At 76.2% G+C, this 15,863-nt stretch carries 15 protein-coding genes; 8 read left to right on the forward strand and 7 right to left on the reverse strand.

Annotation, left to right across the window (positions count from 1 at the left end; all coding sequences use genetic code 11):
- Nucleotides 1-9: 9 nt before the first annotated feature.
- From ACIGHB_RS06030 to ACIGHB_RS06040, 3 genes are all read left to right on the forward strand, one after another.
- Nucleotides 10-1,533: a PLP-dependent aminotransferase family protein gene (locus tag ACIGHB_RS06030; protein WP_399909853.1), complete on the forward strand. Its 1,524-nt coding sequence runs from the start codon at nucleotides 10-12 to the stop codon at nucleotides 1,531-1,533.
- Nucleotides 1,530-2,570, forward strand: coding sequence for an RNA polymerase sigma factor SigJ (sigJ, locus tag ACIGHB_RS06035; RefSeq protein WP_399909856.1), 1,041 nt, complete (start codon nucleotides 1,530-1,532; stop codon nucleotides 2,568-2,570). The genes ACIGHB_RS06030 and sigJ overlap by 4 nt, the downstream gene beginning before the upstream one ends.
- 89 nt (nucleotides 2,571-2,659) lie before the next feature.
- Entirely contained in the window at nucleotides 2,660-3,418 is a 759-nt protein-coding gene (locus tag ACIGHB_RS06040; protein WP_360312621.1) for an NAD(P)H-binding protein, read from the forward strand.
- Nucleotides 3,419-3,459: 41 nt separating this feature from the next.
- On the opposite strand, the gene ACIGHB_RS06045 is transcribed toward ACIGHB_RS06040, so the two are convergent.
- A complete protein-coding gene (locus tag ACIGHB_RS06045) occupies nucleotides 3,460-4,326 on the reverse strand; it encodes a hypothetical protein (RefSeq protein ID WP_399909859.1) in 867 nt (288 codons plus the stop codon).
- A gap of 151 nt (nucleotides 4,327-4,477) precedes the next feature.
- Between ACIGHB_RS06045 and ACIGHB_RS06050 the strand changes: the two genes are divergently transcribed.
- Together ACIGHB_RS06050 and ACIGHB_RS06055 are read left to right on the forward strand one after the other, a co-directional pair.
- Entirely contained in the window at nucleotides 4,478-4,783 is a 306-nt protein-coding gene (locus ACIGHB_RS06050; RefSeq protein ID WP_360312617.1) for a hypothetical protein, read from the forward strand.
- An 18-nt stretch (nucleotides 4,784-4,801) separates the two neighbouring features.
- Nucleotides 4,802-5,983 (forward strand): glutathionylspermidine synthase family protein, encoded by a 1,182-nt coding sequence (locus tag ACIGHB_RS06055; RefSeq protein WP_360312615.1) that lies wholly within the window; start codon nucleotides 4,802-4,804, stop codon nucleotides 5,981-5,983.
- 3 nt (nucleotides 5,984-5,986) lie between these two features.
- On the opposite strand, the gene ACIGHB_RS06060 is transcribed toward ACIGHB_RS06055, so the two are convergent.
- From ACIGHB_RS06060 to ACIGHB_RS06075, 4 genes are all read right to left on the reverse strand, one after another.
- A complete protein-coding gene (locus ACIGHB_RS06060; protein ID WP_399909864.1) occupies nucleotides 5,987-6,682 on the reverse strand; it encodes a polysaccharide deacetylase family protein in 696 nt (231 codons plus the stop codon).
- Between the two features lie 91 nt (nucleotides 6,683-6,773).
- On the reverse strand, nucleotides 6,774-7,979 hold the full coding sequence (gene rocD / locus ACIGHB_RS06065; RefSeq protein WP_399909867.1) for an ornithine--oxo-acid transaminase: 1,206 nt from the start codon (nucleotides 7,977-7,979) through the stop codon (nucleotides 6,774-6,776).
- A gap of 249 nt (nucleotides 7,980-8,228) precedes the next feature.
- A complete protein-coding gene (locus tag ACIGHB_RS06070; RefSeq protein WP_399909870.1) occupies nucleotides 8,229-9,032 on the reverse strand; it encodes a hypothetical protein in 804 nt (267 codons plus the stop codon).
- Entirely contained in the window at nucleotides 9,025-9,672 is a 648-nt protein-coding gene (locus ACIGHB_RS06075) for an RNA polymerase sigma factor (RefSeq protein WP_399909872.1), read from the reverse strand. The genes ACIGHB_RS06070 and ACIGHB_RS06075 overlap by 8 nt, the downstream gene beginning before the upstream one ends.
- Before the next feature lie 56 nt (nucleotides 9,673-9,728).
- On the opposite strand from ACIGHB_RS06075, the gene trpS reads away from it, so the two are divergent.
- Together trpS and ACIGHB_RS06085 are read left to right on the forward strand one after the other, a co-directional pair.
- A complete protein-coding gene (gene trpS, locus ACIGHB_RS06080; protein ID WP_360312605.1) occupies nucleotides 9,729-10,742 on the forward strand; it encodes a tryptophan--tRNA ligase in 1,014 nt (337 codons plus the stop codon).
- Nucleotides 10,743-10,950: 208 nt separating this feature from the next.
- Nucleotides 10,951-11,532: a 2'-5' RNA ligase family protein gene (locus ACIGHB_RS06085; RefSeq protein ID WP_399909875.1), complete on the forward strand. Its 582-nt coding sequence runs from the start codon at nucleotides 10,951-10,953 to the stop codon at nucleotides 11,530-11,532.
- 33 nt (nucleotides 11,533-11,565) lie between these two features.
- Here ACIGHB_RS06085 and ACIGHB_RS06090 read toward each other — a convergent pair whose 3' ends face one another.
- On the reverse strand, nucleotides 11,566-12,321 hold the full coding sequence (locus tag ACIGHB_RS06090) for a decaprenylphospho-beta-D-erythro-pentofuranosid-2-ulose 2-reductase (RefSeq protein WP_360312649.1): 756 nt from the start codon (nucleotides 12,319-12,321) through the stop codon (nucleotides 11,566-11,568).
- A gap of 39 nt (nucleotides 12,322-12,360) precedes the next feature.
- A complete protein-coding gene (locus ACIGHB_RS06095; protein ID WP_399909877.1) occupies nucleotides 12,361-13,722 on the reverse strand; it encodes an FAD-binding protein in 1,362 nt (453 codons plus the stop codon).
- A gap of 1,089 nt (nucleotides 13,723-14,811) precedes the next feature.
- On the opposite strand from ACIGHB_RS06095, the gene ACIGHB_RS06100 reads away from it, so the two are divergent.
- Entirely contained in the window at nucleotides 14,812-15,840 is a 1,029-nt protein-coding gene (locus ACIGHB_RS06100; RefSeq protein ID WP_399909881.1) for a hypothetical protein, read from the forward strand.
- Nucleotides 15,841-15,863 lie beyond the last annotated feature (23 nt).

Consider the following 15,863-nt stretch of genomic DNA (forward strand, 5'->3'; position numbering starts at 1 on the left):
TCCATTCCCATGCGGAACGACTGGGCCACTTTTGGCGCCGACCTCCATCTCGACCTGCGGGGCACCCGGCTGCGGGCCGGCCTCATGGACGCCCTGCGCGAGGCGGTGCGCGGCGGGCGCCTGGCGCCGGGGAGCCGGCTGCCGTCCTCGCGCCAGCTCGCGGCGGACCTCGGCGTCGCCCGGAACACCGTCGCCGACGCGTACGCCGAGCTGGTCGCCGAGGGCTGGCTCACGGCCCGCCAGGGCTCCGGTACCCGGGTCGCCCGCCGCGCCGAGCCCCGGCCGGCCCCGGAGCCCGCGGCCCCCCGCGCGGCCCCGGCGGGCCCCGCGCCCGGCGGTACCCCGTGGCAGCCGTCCGCGGGACCGGTCGTGCGCACCTCCCGGCGGGCGGCGCCCACCCCCGCGTACGACCTCCGCAGCGGCACCCCGGACCTCGCCTCCTTCCCGCGCGCCGAATGGCTCAGGGCGTACCGGAAGGCCCTGACCGCCGCCCCCAACGAGGCGTTCGGGTACGGCGATCCGCGCGGCCGCGCCGAACTGCGCACCGTCCTCGCCGAGTACCTGGCGCGCGCCCGCGGGGTGCACGCCCGGCCCGAACGGATCGTGATCTGCGCGGGGTTCGCGCACGGCCTGATGCTCCTCGGCCAGGTCCTGCGGGCGCGCGGCACGCGGGCCGTGGCGGTGGAGTCGTACGGGCTCGGCCTGTACGCGAAGCTGCTGCGCAACGCCGGTCTCGACACGCCCGCGCTGCCCTTCGACGCACGCGGCACCCGCGTCGACACGCTGACGGGGACGGGCGGGCGGGAGCCCGGCGCGGTGCTCCTGACCGCCGCCCACCAGTTCCCGCTCGGCGGGGCGCTGCCGCCCGACCGGCGGGCGGCGGTCGTCGACTGGGCGCGGGCGACCGGCGGGTTCGTCCTGGAGGACGACTACGACGGCGAGTTCCGCTACGACCGGCAGCCGGTCGGCGCCCTCCAGGGCCTCGACCCCGAGCGGGTCGTCTACCTCGGCACCGCCAGCAAGTCCCTCGCCCCGGGGCTGCGGCTCGCCTGGATGGTGCTGCCGGAGGGTCTGGTGGACGAGGTGGCCGCCGCGAAGGGGGAGGTCGTGGACTGGATGTGCGGCACCCCCGACCAGCTCGCCTTCGCGGAGTTCCTCGCCTCGGGGGCGCACGACCGGCACGTACGGGGCATGCGGCTGCGCTACCGGCACCGCCGCGACCAGCTCGTCGCCGCGCTCGCCGCGCACGCGCCCGGCATCCGGGTCGGCGGGATCGCGGCCGGCCTGCACGCGGTGCTGGCGCTGCCGCCCGGCACCGAGCGGGCGGCGCTCCGCTCCGCCGCGTGGCACGGCCTCGCCGTGCAGGGCCTGGGCCAGTTCCGCCAGCCGGACGCCTCCGGCCGCCTTGAGGGCCTCGTCGTCGGCTACGGCACCCCGCCGGACAGCGGCTGGCAGGGCGCCCTCCAGGCCCTCTGCCGGGTCCTGGAGGGCCTCGGGGAGGACGGCGGAGCCTCTGAGAGGGTGGGGACGTGACGTCGCACCCCACCCCGGACGACCGCCCTACCCCGGACGACCACCCCACCCCGGACGACCGCCCCGACCCCGACGCGGAGCCCGACGCGAAGGCCGCCGCGGAGGCCGCGGCGCGGGAGTTCACCGCGTACCGGCCGCGGCTCTTCGGGCTCGCCTACCGCATGCTCGGGTCCGCCGAGGAGGCCGAGGACACCGTCCAGGACGCCTATCTGCGGTGGAGCGGCGCCGACCGGCCGTCCCTCGTCCGTCCGGCCGCCTGGCTCACCCGGGTCGTCACCCACCTCTGCCTCAACCGGCTCACCTCCGCCCGAGCCACCCGCGAGCGGTACACGGGGACCTGGCTGCCGGAGCCGGTGCTCACGGACGGGCGCGGCCCGCTCGGCCCGCCCGGCACGGGACCGCTGGAGTCCGCCGAGCGGCACGACGACGTCTCCATGGCGATGCTCCTGCTCCTGGAACGGCTCACCCCCGCCGAACGCGCGGTGTACGTGCTCCGCGAGGCGTTCGGCTACCCCTACCGGGAGCTCGCCGGCGTCCTCGACCTCGGCGAGGCCAACTGCCGCCAGCTGTACGGGCGGGCCGCCCGCCGCGTCGCGGAACCGGGCGACGACCGAGCCGCCGCCCGCTTCGAGCCGCCCGCGCCGGAGCGGCGGCGGGAACTCGTCGAGTCCTTCGTCTCCGCCGCCCGCGACGGCGACCTCGCGGGCCTGGAGAGGGTCCTCGCGCGGGACGTCGTCTGGTGGGGCGACGGCGGCGGCAAGGTCAGGTCGGCGCTCCGGCCCGTCCGGGGCCGCGACCACGTCCTGCGCTTCCTCGCGGGCGTCGCGGGCCGCCAGGAGGCGGGCGCGGCGCTCACCGTCGCGGAGGTCAACGGCGCGCCCGGTGTCGTCCTGCACGTGGGCGCGCGGGTCATCGGCGTCGCCGCGGTGGAGCTCGGCGCGGACGGCCGGGTCACCGACGTGCGGATGGTGATGAACCCGGACAAGCTCGGCTTTGTGTCCCGGCAGTTCGCCGCGCGCCCGGAAGCCGCTCGCTGAGGCTGTCACATCCGCGCGGTCCCGTCGGTCACAGGGGGGTGAGCGGCGCTCCACGGGGAGCGCCCGCGTCGGGAAGGAGAACCCCGGAGATGACGACGGAGACGAGGACGATCCTGGTGACGGGGGCCACCGGCACCCTCGGCCGGCCGCTGTGCGCCCGGCTCGCGGCGGCCGGGCACGAGGTGCGCGAGCTGAGCCGCCGCTCGCCGCGGTACCCGGTGGACCTGCGGAGCGGCGCCGGTCTCGACGAGGCCCTGGCGGGCGTCGACACCGTCGTCCACTGCGCCTCCTCCCCGCGCGGCGGCGACGAGGAGGCGGCCCGCACGCTGATCGCGGCGGCCCGCCGCGCCGGGGTCCGGCACCTCGTCTACATCTCGATCGTCGGCGTCGACCGGGTGCCGCTCGGCTACTACCGCGCCAAGTACGCGGTGGAGCGGCTGGTCGAGGCGTCCGGGATCGGCTGGACCGTGCTGCGGGCCACCCAGTTCCACGACCTGGTGGAGCGGGTCCTGGCGGCCGCCGGGAAGGTCCCGCTGGTGCTGCCGCTGCCCGCCGGTGTCTCGGACCAGCCGGTGGAGGTGACCGAGGTCGCCGAGCGGCTGGCCGCGCTCGCGGCCGGAGACCCCGCGGGCCGCGTCCCCGACATGGGCGGCCCCGAGGTCCGTACGCTCGCCGAGCTGGCCCGTGCCCACCTCGCCGCCACGGGCCGCCGCCGCCGTCTGCTGCCCGTCCCGCTGGCCGGCCGGACCTACCGCGCCTTCCGCGCCGGCGGCCATCTGGCACCCGGCCACGCCACCGGCCGGGTCACCTTCGAGCAGTACCTGAAGGCTCGCTCCACACCGGCCTGAGGGGCGCTCAGGGGCGGGGCCGCTCCGCGCCGGCCCGGGGGTCACTCCGGGGCGGCGGGCTTCTCCCCGGGCCCCGCGGGCGGCGGGGCCTGTTCCGGGGCGGGCGGGGGCGGTTCGCCGAAGCGGGCCAGGGTGAGGGAGGCCGCCACGGCCAGGGCGAAGCCGGTGGCGGCCAGGCCGCCGAGGCCCTCGCGGGTGCGGTCGCCGAGCCAGCCGACCCCCGCCGCCGCGGGGCCCAGCGTCTCGCCCAGGACCATGCCCGCCGTCGCCGTCGTCACCGCGCCCCGCTGGAACGCCGAGGTCAGCAGCAGGAACGCCGCCCCGCCGCCGAGCAGCAGCGCCCACAGCGCCGGGTCGCCGAGGTCGACGCCGTCCAGGAGCCGTACCGCCACCTCGACCACCCCGAAGCCGATCCCCGAGCCGAGGCCGAGGACCAGCGCCCGGGGCCGGTCCGGCAGCCGCCCGGCCGCCGCGCCGAGCAGCAGCACCCCCGCCGCGATCCCCAGCAGCGCCCAGGGCAGCCACGGAGGACCGGGCCGGTGGCCCTCCCGGCCCGCCGCGAGCGCCAGCAGGGCGAGGCCCGCGCAGACCGCCGCCACCGCGCCCCACTCGACCCGGCTGAGCCGCGTCCCGAGCATCCGGGAGGCCAGCGCCGCCGTGACGGCGAGGCTCGCGGCGAGCGCCGCGCCGACCGCGTACAGGGGGAGGGTGCGCAGGGCCACGACCTCCAGGAGGAAGCCGAGCCCGTCGAGGGCGAGGCCGACCACGTACCGCCACTGCCGCAGCGCCCGCCACAGCAGCCCGACGTCGACGCCGCTGCCCGTCCCCGGCGCGGCCGCGCGGGCCGCGGCGGCCTGGAAGACGGTGGCCGCGCCGAAGCACAGCGCCGAACCGAGAGCGCAAACCATCCCGAAGAGCACAAAGTGACTCTAGGTGACGAGGCCGGAAAGCGGCGGCCTACACTGTGCGGTCGCGAGGCTCGCGGTCATACGAACGGCCGCGCGGACGTGCCACGCGCACACGACGGTGCGCGGCCACGCGAAGGGGAGGGCGAGGGACATGCGGAGGCTCAGGTCGAGCACGGTGGTGCTCGGCGGTATGGGCGTGCTCGCGGCGACGATCACCGCCTGCGGCGCCGAACCCGACCGCCGGTGCGCGGACCCGGTGACGCTGGAGGAGCTGCCGGGCTACCGGTGCGAGACCGGCGGCTCCGACGACGACGATGACGACGGCACGCCCGTCCGCGGCGCCTACTACTACGGCGGCTCGGTCAGCAACGCGCGCGTGTCCGGCGGCAGCTTCGACCGGAAGGCCGTCGACACCGGCGGCTTCGGCTGCTCGTCCTCCGGGTCGAGCGGCGGCTGAGACGGGCGGACCGGCACCATGGAACGGCACACCATCGAGCCCCGTCCGGGCTGGCAGGAGACGGTCGAGGAGCAGGGGCTCGTCTATCCGCTGACCCGCTACCCGGACGGTTCGCTGCGCCCGTACTGGGACGAGAGCGCGTACTACTCCTTCACGCTGCCCGAGGTCGAGGCGCTGGAGGAGGTCGTCGAGGAGCTGCACGCCATGTGCCTCGCGGCGGCCGCGCACATCGTCGAGCGGGATCGTTTCGCCGACCTCGGGATCACCGATCCGAGGGTCGCCGGACGGGTCGCCGAGTCCTGGCGCCGCCGTGCCGAACTGCCCTCCCTCTACGCCCGCTTCGACCTCGTCTACGACGGCACCGGCCCGGCGAAGATGCTGGAGTACAACGCGGACACCCCCACCTCCCTGGTGGAGGCGGCGAGCCCGCAGTGGTTCTGGATGGAGGAGCGCTTCCCCGGCGCGGACCAGTGGAACTCGCTCCACGAGCGCCTGGTGGACGCCTGGAAGCGGCAGGCGCCGCTGCTGCCGCCAGGACCCGTCCACTTCGCCCACTCCGAGACCGACGAGCTCGGCGAGGACCTGATGACGGTCGCGTACCTGCGCGAGACCGCCGAACAGGCCGGCCTCGCCACCGAGGCGCTGTCCGTGGAGCGCATCGGCTGGGACCGGCTCTCCCGCCGCTTCGTCGACGAGAAGCTGCGGTTCATCCGCAGCTGCTTCAAGCTCTACCCGTGGGAGTGGCTGGTCACCGACCGCTTCGGGAAGCACGTCCTGTCCACCCTGGACAACGGCGGCGGCTCCGGCACCACCTGCTGGATCGAGCCCGCCTGGAAGATGCTGCTCTCCAACAAGGCGCTGCTCGCCATCCTCTGGGAGCTCTACCCCGGCCACCCCAACCTGCTGCCCGCCTATCTCGACGGGCCGCGCGAGCTGGCCTCCACCACCGGCTGGGCGGCCAAGCCGCTGCTCGGCAGGGAGGGCGCGGGCGTCACGCTGCACGAGCCCGGCAGCGAGGTCGTCGTCCGCGACGAGCCCTGCTGCTACCAGGGGCTCGCCCCGCTCCCCGACTTCGACGGCAACCGCACGCTGCTCGGCGCGTGGGTCGTCGAGGACGAGGCCGCGGGGCTCGGCATCCGGGAGTCGGCGGGCCCCGTCACCGACGAGTACGCCCGCTTCCTCCCGCACGTCATCCTCTGACCGCTACTCCGGTACGTACTCCCGCAGCGGGGCCGGCTTCAGGCCGGCCGCGTCGGCGAGGGCGAGGGCCCGCTCCAGGTCCTGCTCCAGCGTCTCGTTGAAGTGCAGCAGGATGATGTCGCCGGCCTTCAGGTCCGGCGACGGCGGGGTCCACTGGCCCCAGGTCGTCAGGTCGTACGTCCACGTCACCACGGCCTTCGCCCCGCAGGCGCGGGCGGTGCTCCGGGTGGTGGCGTCGAACACCCCGTACGGCGGGCGCAGCAGCCGCGGCCCGTCGCCGAACTCCGCGAGGTGCGCGTCCCGCGCGCCGCAGACCTCGGCCTTCTGGCCGGCCGCGTCGAGCGTCGTGAGGTCCGGGTGGCCGACGGTGTGGTTCTCGACCCGCACCCGCCCGTGGTCGAGCAGCCGGTGGAAGTACTCGGAGTCGTACGAGTACGCCCCCGGGAGCAGGAAGAGCGAGGCGGGCACCCGGCGGTCCAGCAGCAGCCGCGCGGCGGCGGGGTCGTGGAACCAGCCGTCGTCGATGGTGATGAAGACGACCGGGTCCGTGGTCTCCACCCGGGAGACGACGGGCGCGGGCTCGGGCCAGGCCGCCTGCGGAGCGGCGTGCGCGGGGCCGCCGACGGCCCCGAGCAGGGCGAGCGGGACGAAGGCGGCGAGCGCGCCACGCAGCGCGCGGCGCAGACGGAGTCTCGGCATGGCCGCATCATTGGCCTAGACCAACTCCGGTGTCAATGCTTCCCGTTGGCCGGGGCGGCGGGCCCGCCCGCCGCCCCGGAACCGGACCCGCTCAGTCCGACAGCACCGCCCGCAGCTGCTCCAGACCCCAGTCCAGATCCTCCTTCGAGATCACCAGCGGCGGCGCGATGCGGATCGTCGACCCGTGGGTGTCCTTCACCAGCACCCCCCGCTCCATCAGCCGCTCCGAGATCTCCCGGCCCGTGCCGCGCGCCGGGGCGATGTCCACGCCGGCCCACAGCCCGCGGCCCCGCACCGCCTCCACCGCGCCGCCGCCGACCAGCAGCCCCAGCTCCGCGTGCAGGTGCTCGCCCAGCTCCGCGGCCCGTTCCTGGTACTCGCCGGTCCGCAGCATCGCGATCACCTCCAGCGCCACCGCGCAGGCCAGCGGGTTCCCGCCGAAGGTCGAACCGTGCTCGCCCGGCCGGAACACCCCCAGCACGTCGGCGTCCGCGACCACCGCCGACACCGGGACCACACCGCCGCCGAGCGCCTTGCCCAGGAGGTACACGTCCGGCACCACGCCCTCGTGCTCGCAGGCGAAGGTCCGGCCCGTCCGGCCCAGACCGGACTGGATCTCGTCCGCCATGAACAGCACGTTCCGCCGGGTCGTCAGCTCCCGCACCCCGCGCAGATAGCCGTCCGGCGGGACCAGGACACCCGCCTCGCCCTGGATCGGTTCGAGCAGCACCGCCACCGTGTTCTCGGTGACCGCCGCCTCCAGCGCCGTCAGGTCGCCGTACGGCACGATCTCGAACCCGGGGGTGTACGGACCGAAGTGGTCGCGGGCCTCGTGGTCCGTGGAGAACGACACGATCGTCGTCGTCCGCCCGTGGAAGTTGTTCGCCGCGACCACGATCTTCGCGTGCCCGTCCGGCACGCCCTTCACCTCGTACCCCCACTTCCGGGCCGTCTTCACGGCCGTCTCGACCGCCTCCGCCCCGGTGTTCATCGGCAGCACGGTCTCCTTGCCGCACAGCTCCGCGAGGCGGGCGCAGAACTCGGCGAAGCGGTCGTGGTGGAAGGCCCGCGAGGTCAGCGTCACCCGCTCCAGCTGGGCCTTCGCCGCCTCGATCAGCCGGCGGTTGCCGTGCCCGAAGTTCAGCGCCGAGTAGCCGGCGAGCATGTCCAGGAACCGGCGCCCCTCGACGTCCGTCATCCAGGCCCCCTCCGCGGAGGCGACGACGACGGGCAGGGGGTGGTAGTTGTGGGCGCTGTGCGCGTCCGAGGCAGCGATCTCGTCTTGCGTTCTCGACACGGGATCTCCGATCGTCCTGCGGGCGGGGTGGATGGTGGCCCCTTCTTATCGTCGCTCGCATCCCGGACGAAGAAACCTCGGGAGACGGCGCGCCCGCCGATCCGCGCGCACACGCGGCGCCCGGCGTACGGGAAACCGGCCCCCCGGGCGAGCCGCGCGTGGGCCGGCGCAGGGGCGAGCCGCGCGTGGCCCGGCGTACGGGAACCGGCTCCCGGGTGAGCCGCGCCCGCCCCGGCGCAGAGGCCGCCGCTACCGGACGGAGGCCGCGACCCGCAGCGCCTCCGCCCGGTCCGGTATGCCCTCCAGGCGCAGCGTCAGCCCCGCCGACGGGCGGACCCACAGCAGCGTCGGGCCCGCCGCCCGCACCTCATGGCTCCACACCGCGCCGTCCGCCGCCGCCAGCGGCACCGCGAGCCGGTGCGGCTCCGCGAACCAGTACGCCCGCGTCCCGTCCGGCAGCACCGCGGGCTCGGGCGCCTCCCGCACCGTCTTCTCGAAGGCCGGATCGAGCCGCGCCGGGAACTGGTCGAGCCGCACCGCCACCCCGTCCGCCGTCCGCCAGCACACGCCGACCACCAGCCGCGGCCCCGACCCCGCCACCGACACCACCGGCGCGGCCCCCGCCGGCTCCGGCAGCAGCGGCGCGAACCCCGCCCGCCGGGCCGCCTCCGCCGGCGACACCGGATCCGGGCACCCCGGCACCCCGGCCGCCTCCACCGGCGGCGCCCCCGGCGCGTACTCCACCGCGACCCCGCCCACCCCGAGCCACTCCACCACGGCCGCCCGCACCGGCGGCGTCAGCACCGCGACCACCAGCACCCCGGAGAGCGCCGCGAGCAGCGCCCGCCACCGCCGCCGCAGCCACCCCCACCGCCCGGCCGGCTCCACCGGCCCGGGATCCGGCTCCACCACCGGCACCGGCACGTGCTCGGCGAGGAGCCGGGCCAGCACCCGCTCGGCCATCGACTCGCCGTCCACGTCCGGCACCCGCAGCGACCGCCCGAGCTCCCGCAGCTCCTCCGGCAGCCCCCCGGGCCGCTCCTCCTCACGCACGCTCCCCACCTCCCTTCGCCTCTCCGGCCCCGTCGGCCCTTCCGGGCCCTCCCGCCCCGCTCGCCGCCGGCGCCCCCAGCGCGAGCCCCAGCTTCTTCAGCGCCCGGCTCAGCCGCGACTTCACCGTCCCCCGCGGCCACCCCAGCGCCTCGGCCGTCTCCGCCTCGTCCAGCTCCAGCAGATAGCGGTGCACCACCACCCTCCGGTGCTCCTCCGCCAGCCCGTCCAGCGCGGCCCACAGCCGGCGCCGCCGCTCGCCGTCCACCGCCGCCACCGCCGGATCCGCCGACTCCGGTATCAGCGGCTCGCCCGCCAGCAGCTCCGCCTCCCGCCCGGCCACGGCCCGCTGCCGGCCCGCCGAGCGCAGTGTGTTCCTCGTCTCATTGGCCACGATGCTCAGCAGCCACGGTCGGAAGGACGACCCCTCACGGAAACTCCCCAGCGAGCGGTACGCCTTGAAGAACGCCGCCTGCACCACGTCCTCCGCCTCCGCACCCGCCCCGCACGCCACCGCCGCCCGCAGCGCCACCGCCGTGTGAGCGCGGACCAGCTCCGCGTACGCCTCCGGCTCTCCGGCGCGCACCCGGGCGATCACGGCGCTCTCGTCGACGACGGCCGAGCCCCCCTCCCGTGTCCTCACACTCTTGGTACACCGGAAGTCCGGGATCGGTTCCCACACCTGAGAGAATGATGTGCATGGCCTCTGATGCTCCCCGCGTGCTCTCCGGGATCCAGCCCACCTCGGGCTCGTTCCACCTCGGCAACTACCTCGGCGCCGTCCGCCAGTGGGTCGCCCTCCAGGAGTCGCACGACGCGTTCTACATGGTCGTCGACCTGCACGCGATCACCGTGCCGCAGGACCCCGCCGAGCTGCGGGCCAACACCCGCCTCGCCGCCGCGCAGCTCCTCGCCGCCGGCCTCGACCCGGAGCGCTGCACCCTCTTCGTCCAGAGCCACGTCCCCGAGCACGCTCAGCTCGGCTGGGTCATGAACTGCCTCACCGGCTTCGGCGAGGCGTCCCGCATGACCCAGTTCAAGGACAAGTCCGCCAAGCAGGGCGCCGACCGCGCCACCGTCGGCCTCTTCACCTACCCGATCCTCCAGGTCGCCGACATCCTGCTCTACCAGGCCGACCAGGTCCCGGTCGGCGAGGACCAGCGCCAGCACATCGAGCTGACCCGCGACCTCGCCGAGCGCTTCAACGGCCGCTTCGGCGAGACGTTCACCATCCCGGCGCCGTACATCCTCAAGGAGACCGGGAAGATCTACGACCTCCAGGACCCGTCGATCAAGATGAGCAAGTCGGCGTCCACGCCGAAGGGCCTCATCAACCTCCTCGACGACCCCAAGGTCACCGCCAAGAAGGTCAAGAGCGCCGTCACCGACACGGACACGGTGATCCGCTTCGACCCGGAGAACAAGGCGGGCGTCTCCAACCTCCTCACGATCATGGCCACCCTCACCGGGACCGGCGTGGCGGAGCTGGAGCAGAGCTACGAGGGCAAGATGTACGGCGCCCTCAAGACCGACCTCGCCGAGGTCGTCGTGGACTTCGTCACGCCCTTCCGGACCCGCGTCCAGGAATACCTGGACGACCCGGAGACGCTGGACTCGATCCTGGCGACGGGCGCCGAGAAGGCCCGCGCGGTCGCCGCCGAGACGCTGGCCGCGACGTACGAGCGGATCGGCTTCCTGCCCGCGAAGCACTGACGGAAGCCGCGCGGAGCACTCCCGGCGGCAGCGCCGGAAGCACCGCGCGAGCACCGGCGCGGCACGGACGCGGCGCAGGGTCCGAGGACCCTGGCCATGAGGGTGGTGCAGGCCGCACACTGGCGCTGCACCACCGCACACCGGGCCGTACACGACCCGTACACCGGACCCGTACACCGACCCGACCGACACGACGGAGGAGAACGACGTGGGGACCGTAACGCTCGGCGTTTCGATCGCGGTCCCGGAGCCTCACGGCAGCCTGCTCCAGGAGCGGCGCGCGGGCTTCGGCGACCCCGCCGCGCACGCCATCCCCACCCACGTCACCCTCGTCCCGCCCACCGAGGTCGACCAGGACCGGCTGCCGGAGATCGAGGCGCACCTCACCGGCGTCGCCGCCGACTGGCTCCCCTTCGAGATCCGGCTGAGCGGCACCGGCACCTTCCGCCCGCTGTCACCGGTGGTCTTCGTCACCCTCGCCGAGGGCGTCGCGGGCTGCGACCGGCTCCAGGCCCGCCTCCGCGAGGAGGCCGGCCCGCTCGTCCGCGAGCTCCAGTTCCCGTACCACCCGCACGTCACCGTCGCCCACGGCATCGCCGAGGAGGCGATGGACCGGGCCTACGAGGAACTCGCCGGCTACGAGGCCGCCTGGACCTGCTCCTCCTTCGCCCTCTACGAACAGGGCGCGGACGGCGTGTGGCGCAAGCTGTACGACTACGAGTTCGGCAGCGGGCGCCCCATCTCCGCCGTCCCCGCCCAGGGCGGCACGCCGGTCCGCTCGACGTCCTAGGGCGGCCTCCGGACCGCCGGGACCGCCGGCGGCTCACACCGGGAGCCGCCGGTGCAGCGGGCGCGGTACGTGCCGGAGCGCCGACGCCACCAGGCGGAGCGGGCCCGGTACCCACACGGTCTCCGAGCGGCGCCGCAGCCCCAGTTCGATCGCGCCCGCCACCGCCTCCGGCGTCGTCGCCAGCGGCGCCTCCGGCCGGCCCGCCGTCCTCGCCGAGCGCACGAAACCGGGCCGCACCACCATCACGTGCACCCCCGTCCCGTGCAGCGCGTCCCCCAGCCCCTGCGCGAAGACGTCGAGCCCGGCCTTCGACGAGCCGTAGATGAAGTCGGCCCGCCGGCCCCGCTCGCCCGCCACCGACGACAGCACCACCAGCGAGCCGTGCCCCTGCGCCTGGAGGGCGCCCGCGCACACCAGCGACGCCGAGACGGCGCCCGTGTAGTTGGTCTGCGCGACCCGCACCGCCGCCGCCGGGTCCGACTCGTCGCGCGCCTGGTCGCCGAGGACCCCGAAGGCCAGCAGCACCAGATCGACGTCGCCCTCGGCGAAGACCTTCCCGAGCCGTTCCGCGTGCGCGTCGGTGTCCAGCGCGTCGAACGGCACCACCCGCACCTCCGCCCCCAGGGCCCGCAGCGATGCGGCCGCCGCGGCCAGTTCGGGCGAGGGGCGGCCGGCCAGCCAGACCGTCCGGGTGCGCCGGGCGATCAGCCGGCGCGCGGTGGCGAGCCCGATGGCGGACGTGCCGCCGAGCAGCAGCAGGGACTGAGGGGCACCGAAGGCGTCCTTCACGACATCACTCCTGATCACTCCTGAACGGTTGGAACGGTGTCAGAGGCCGAGGCGGCGGGAGAGGTCCGAGCGGAAGACGGACCGCGGATCGGCCGAGGCCCGCAGCTCGCGGAAGGCGTCGAGCCGCGGATACATCACGGGGAGGAGCGCGGGCCGCAGCCGGGCGTCCTCGGCGAGGCAGACCCGCCCGCCGGCCGCCGTGACCCTCTCGTCCAGGACGTCGAGGAACCGCCCGAGCCCCGGCGCTCCGGCCGGCACGTCGAGCTCCAGGCACCAGCCGCGCAGCGGGAACGCCAGCGGCCCCGTCCCGTCCGCGTCCACCCGCTCCACGCGCGCGTGCCGGGCGCCCCGGGCGGGCGAGCGCCGGTGGGCGAGCAGCCCGAGGATCCCGCGCAGCGCCTCCTCCCGTCCTTCCGGCACGGCGCAGCGGTACCGCACGAAGGGGCCGGGGAGCCCGGGGACGGGCACGACGCCGGAGCGGCCGAGGGAGGCGAGGAAGCGGGGGAGGAGGGCGGAGCCGGGGGCCGCGGGGAGACCGCCGGACGCGCCGGGGCCGTACGGCGTGAGCGGACGGGTGCGGGTGAGCCCCGGCAGCGGCCGCAGCCCGCCCGCCGGGCCGCGACCGGACGGGAGGCCGAGCGGGGCGCGGCGGGCCCGGTGGCCCCGGGGGAGTCCGGCGTACGGGACGGGCTCGGCGGTCGTCAGGACGGCGCGGCCCCGGCCGGACAGCTCGACCCACGCGCGCGCGTGCCGCCCCCGGGGCGGGTCGGCGCCGGTCCAGTGGGCGAGCAAGGCGTCGGCGTCGCGGAACCGGAGGGACCGCTCCCGTACGTAGGCGGTCTCGACGGGCCGCAGGGCGAGGGCGACGGAGAGGATCACGCCGGTGAGGCCGAGCCCGCCGGTGGTCGCGTCGCACAGCGGATCGCCGGGCCGCACCGTGGTCACGGCCCCGTCGGCGGTGAGGAGTTCGAGCGAGCGGACCGCGCCGGTGAGGTCGCCCCGGGAGATCGCGCCGCCGACGGTGCCCGCGCGGCGGCGGGCCGGACGGGGGCCGGCGACGAGGTCGAGCGGAGGCTGCCAGCCGTGCGGCAGCAGGGCGCGGGCGAGCCGGTCGAGACCGGTTCCGGCCTCGCACACCACCACGCCCTCCCGCGGGTCGAGGCCCTGGATCCGGTCGAGCCCGGTGAGATCGAGGACGGTCCCGCCGGCGTTCTGCGCCGCGTCGCCGCAGGCGCCGCCGCGACCGCGGGCCACGACGCCGCGCGCGCCCCGGCCGAGCACGGAGCGGGCGGCCTCGGGCGCGGAGCGGGGGCGGACGAGCAGCGCGAGGGAGGGGGCGGTGCCGCCGGAGCCCGTGAGCGCCACGCAGTCGTCGTCCGGGAGGAAGGTCTCGACAGCCATGGGGGTGACGGTAGCGCCCCATCTGTCTCTTATGCGGCTCTTGTGGCTCGATGTGTCGCTGCGTCGCGGCCTCCCTCCCGCCGCGCGGCGGGGCCCGTCTCACCATGGCGACAAACCGGCCTGCCCGAAAGCGGGTTGGCTATGATCTGCGCAGCCGTCCGGGCGGCTTCTCCGTACTTGTCCGGGACGGTGGCATCCGCGGCACAGCTGTCATGGGCCGCGGGACCGACACGGGGGTAGTCACATGGCGCGAGCGCACGGACACGAGAGTCCTCGCCCCGACGGGGCCGGACCGGGACGCGTCGCCGTCCCCGCCGCTCCCCGGCCCGTCATCTGCGGGAACCCCGAGCCCTGACCGGGCCGCGCGGGCCGGCCCGCGCCGTCACCGTTCGTCACCGCCTCCGCCCGGCCGGCCCGGGATCCCTTCGGATCCCGCCCGCCGGCAGAACCTCCGCCACCGCCCTCCCGCGCTCGCCGCAGTCGTCCCGGGACGGGTCACGCCCGCCGTGACCCGCCCAGGGGAGGCCGCGCGGGCGGGGCGACCTGACAGAGTCCGCGGGACTTTTCCGTACCGATGCCCCGATGTCGTCCGGGCTGCGCTCTTCGGCGGCACCTCCGCGCCGGTCCGGCCCGTCCGGCCCCGGCCGGTGGTGCCGTGCCCGGCGCTTCCCCGTACCCCGTCGCGTCATGGCCCGCCCGGATCCACCGGCGGAATCCCGGCGCCCGTCGAACCACGAAAGAGGTTCACATGCACCGCTCCGCCGCATCCGCCGCTCGCTTCGTCGCCCGGTACGGGTACGAGGAGGGCACGTGGTTAGACCGGGCCCGCGACCGCGCCGGGCGCACCGCCGTTCGTGGCGCCGCCGTTCGTGGCGCGGCCGTCCGTGGAACCGCCGAGCGCGGTACCCCCGTTCGTGGCACCGCCGTTCGTGGCACCGCCGAGCGCGGCGCCCCACCGCGTACCCCCGTCCGCTTCCCGGAGCGCCCGCCCGCTCCCCGGGCCGCTTCCCCAAGGGCCGGTGCTCCCCGGGCCGGTGTCCCGCGTGCCCGGGTCGCCTGCCCGCCCGAGCCAAGACCCGTGAGCGCCTCATGAGGCGCTCGGGCTGCGAGGCGTACGTGGACGAGCTGACCAGGATCGCCGCGCGGGACCGGCGTGTGGTGTGCCTGGCCGGGAAGGCCGACGGCCGGGGGCATCCCTTCGAACTCGCCCACGCGGACCGCTTCTTCGACCTCAACGGTGTCGAGGCGGCCATGGCCAGCATGGCGCGGGGGCTGGCCGTCGCCGGCTTCCGGCAGTTCGTCTGCGTCAGACCCGGGCAGGGCTTCCGTCCGATGGAACAACTCCGCGCCGTCCGGGCCTTCCTGGCCGCCGGCGCCACCGTGGTGACCCCGGCCGCCCGGTGGGACGAGGCCGAGACGGTCCTGCGGGGGCTGCCGGACATCTCCTTCGCCGTCCCGTGCGGAGAGGAGGAGACCCGGGCGGTGATCCGGGAGGCGGCCCGCACCGGGCGCCCGCACTACATCCGGGTCGGCGCGGAGGTGACCGCCTGGACCGGCGCCGCCGGCCGCCCCGGCGGCCCGCCGGACGACGGCCGCCCGTCCCCCCTGGTCCTCGACGACCCGCCGTACGGACCCCCGGAAGGGACGGGGGCCACGGCGGGGACGGAGGCGCCCGGCGGTGAACCGACCTGCCTGGTCTCCGTGGGGGAGCGGGGTACGGCGCTCGCGGCCTCGCTCGTGCGGATGCCGGGCGCGCGCCGGGCGCACGCCCATCTCGTCTACCTCGGGGACGAGGACCTCGCCGTCGCGGCCGCCGCACTGACGGAACGCCGACACCGTCAGTTCGCGCTGGTCGGGGCGGTCGGCGAGGTGGATGTGGACAGCCTCGCCGCCGAGTTGGCCCGACTCCTCCCCGGCCGCCGCGTGACGGGCGTACCGCTGCCAGCCCGAGCCCGAGCCCGAGCCGGAGCCGGAGCCGGAGCCGGAGCCGGAGCCGGAGCCGACGCCGAAGCCGGAGCCGTCCCCGGAACCGGCGAGGAGAGCGGTGCCGACGACGGGGCGGTCGGCGCGGTGCTCGCCGTGCTCGCCGGCCTGGAGGCCACGGACGCCGGAGCCTGACCTCCGGTCGGGTGCGGGCCGCG

Source organism: Streptomyces sp. NPDC085460, from assembly GCF_044541975.1.
Taxonomy (GTDB): Bacteria; Actinomycetota; Actinomycetes; order Streptomycetales; family Streptomycetaceae; genus Streptomyces.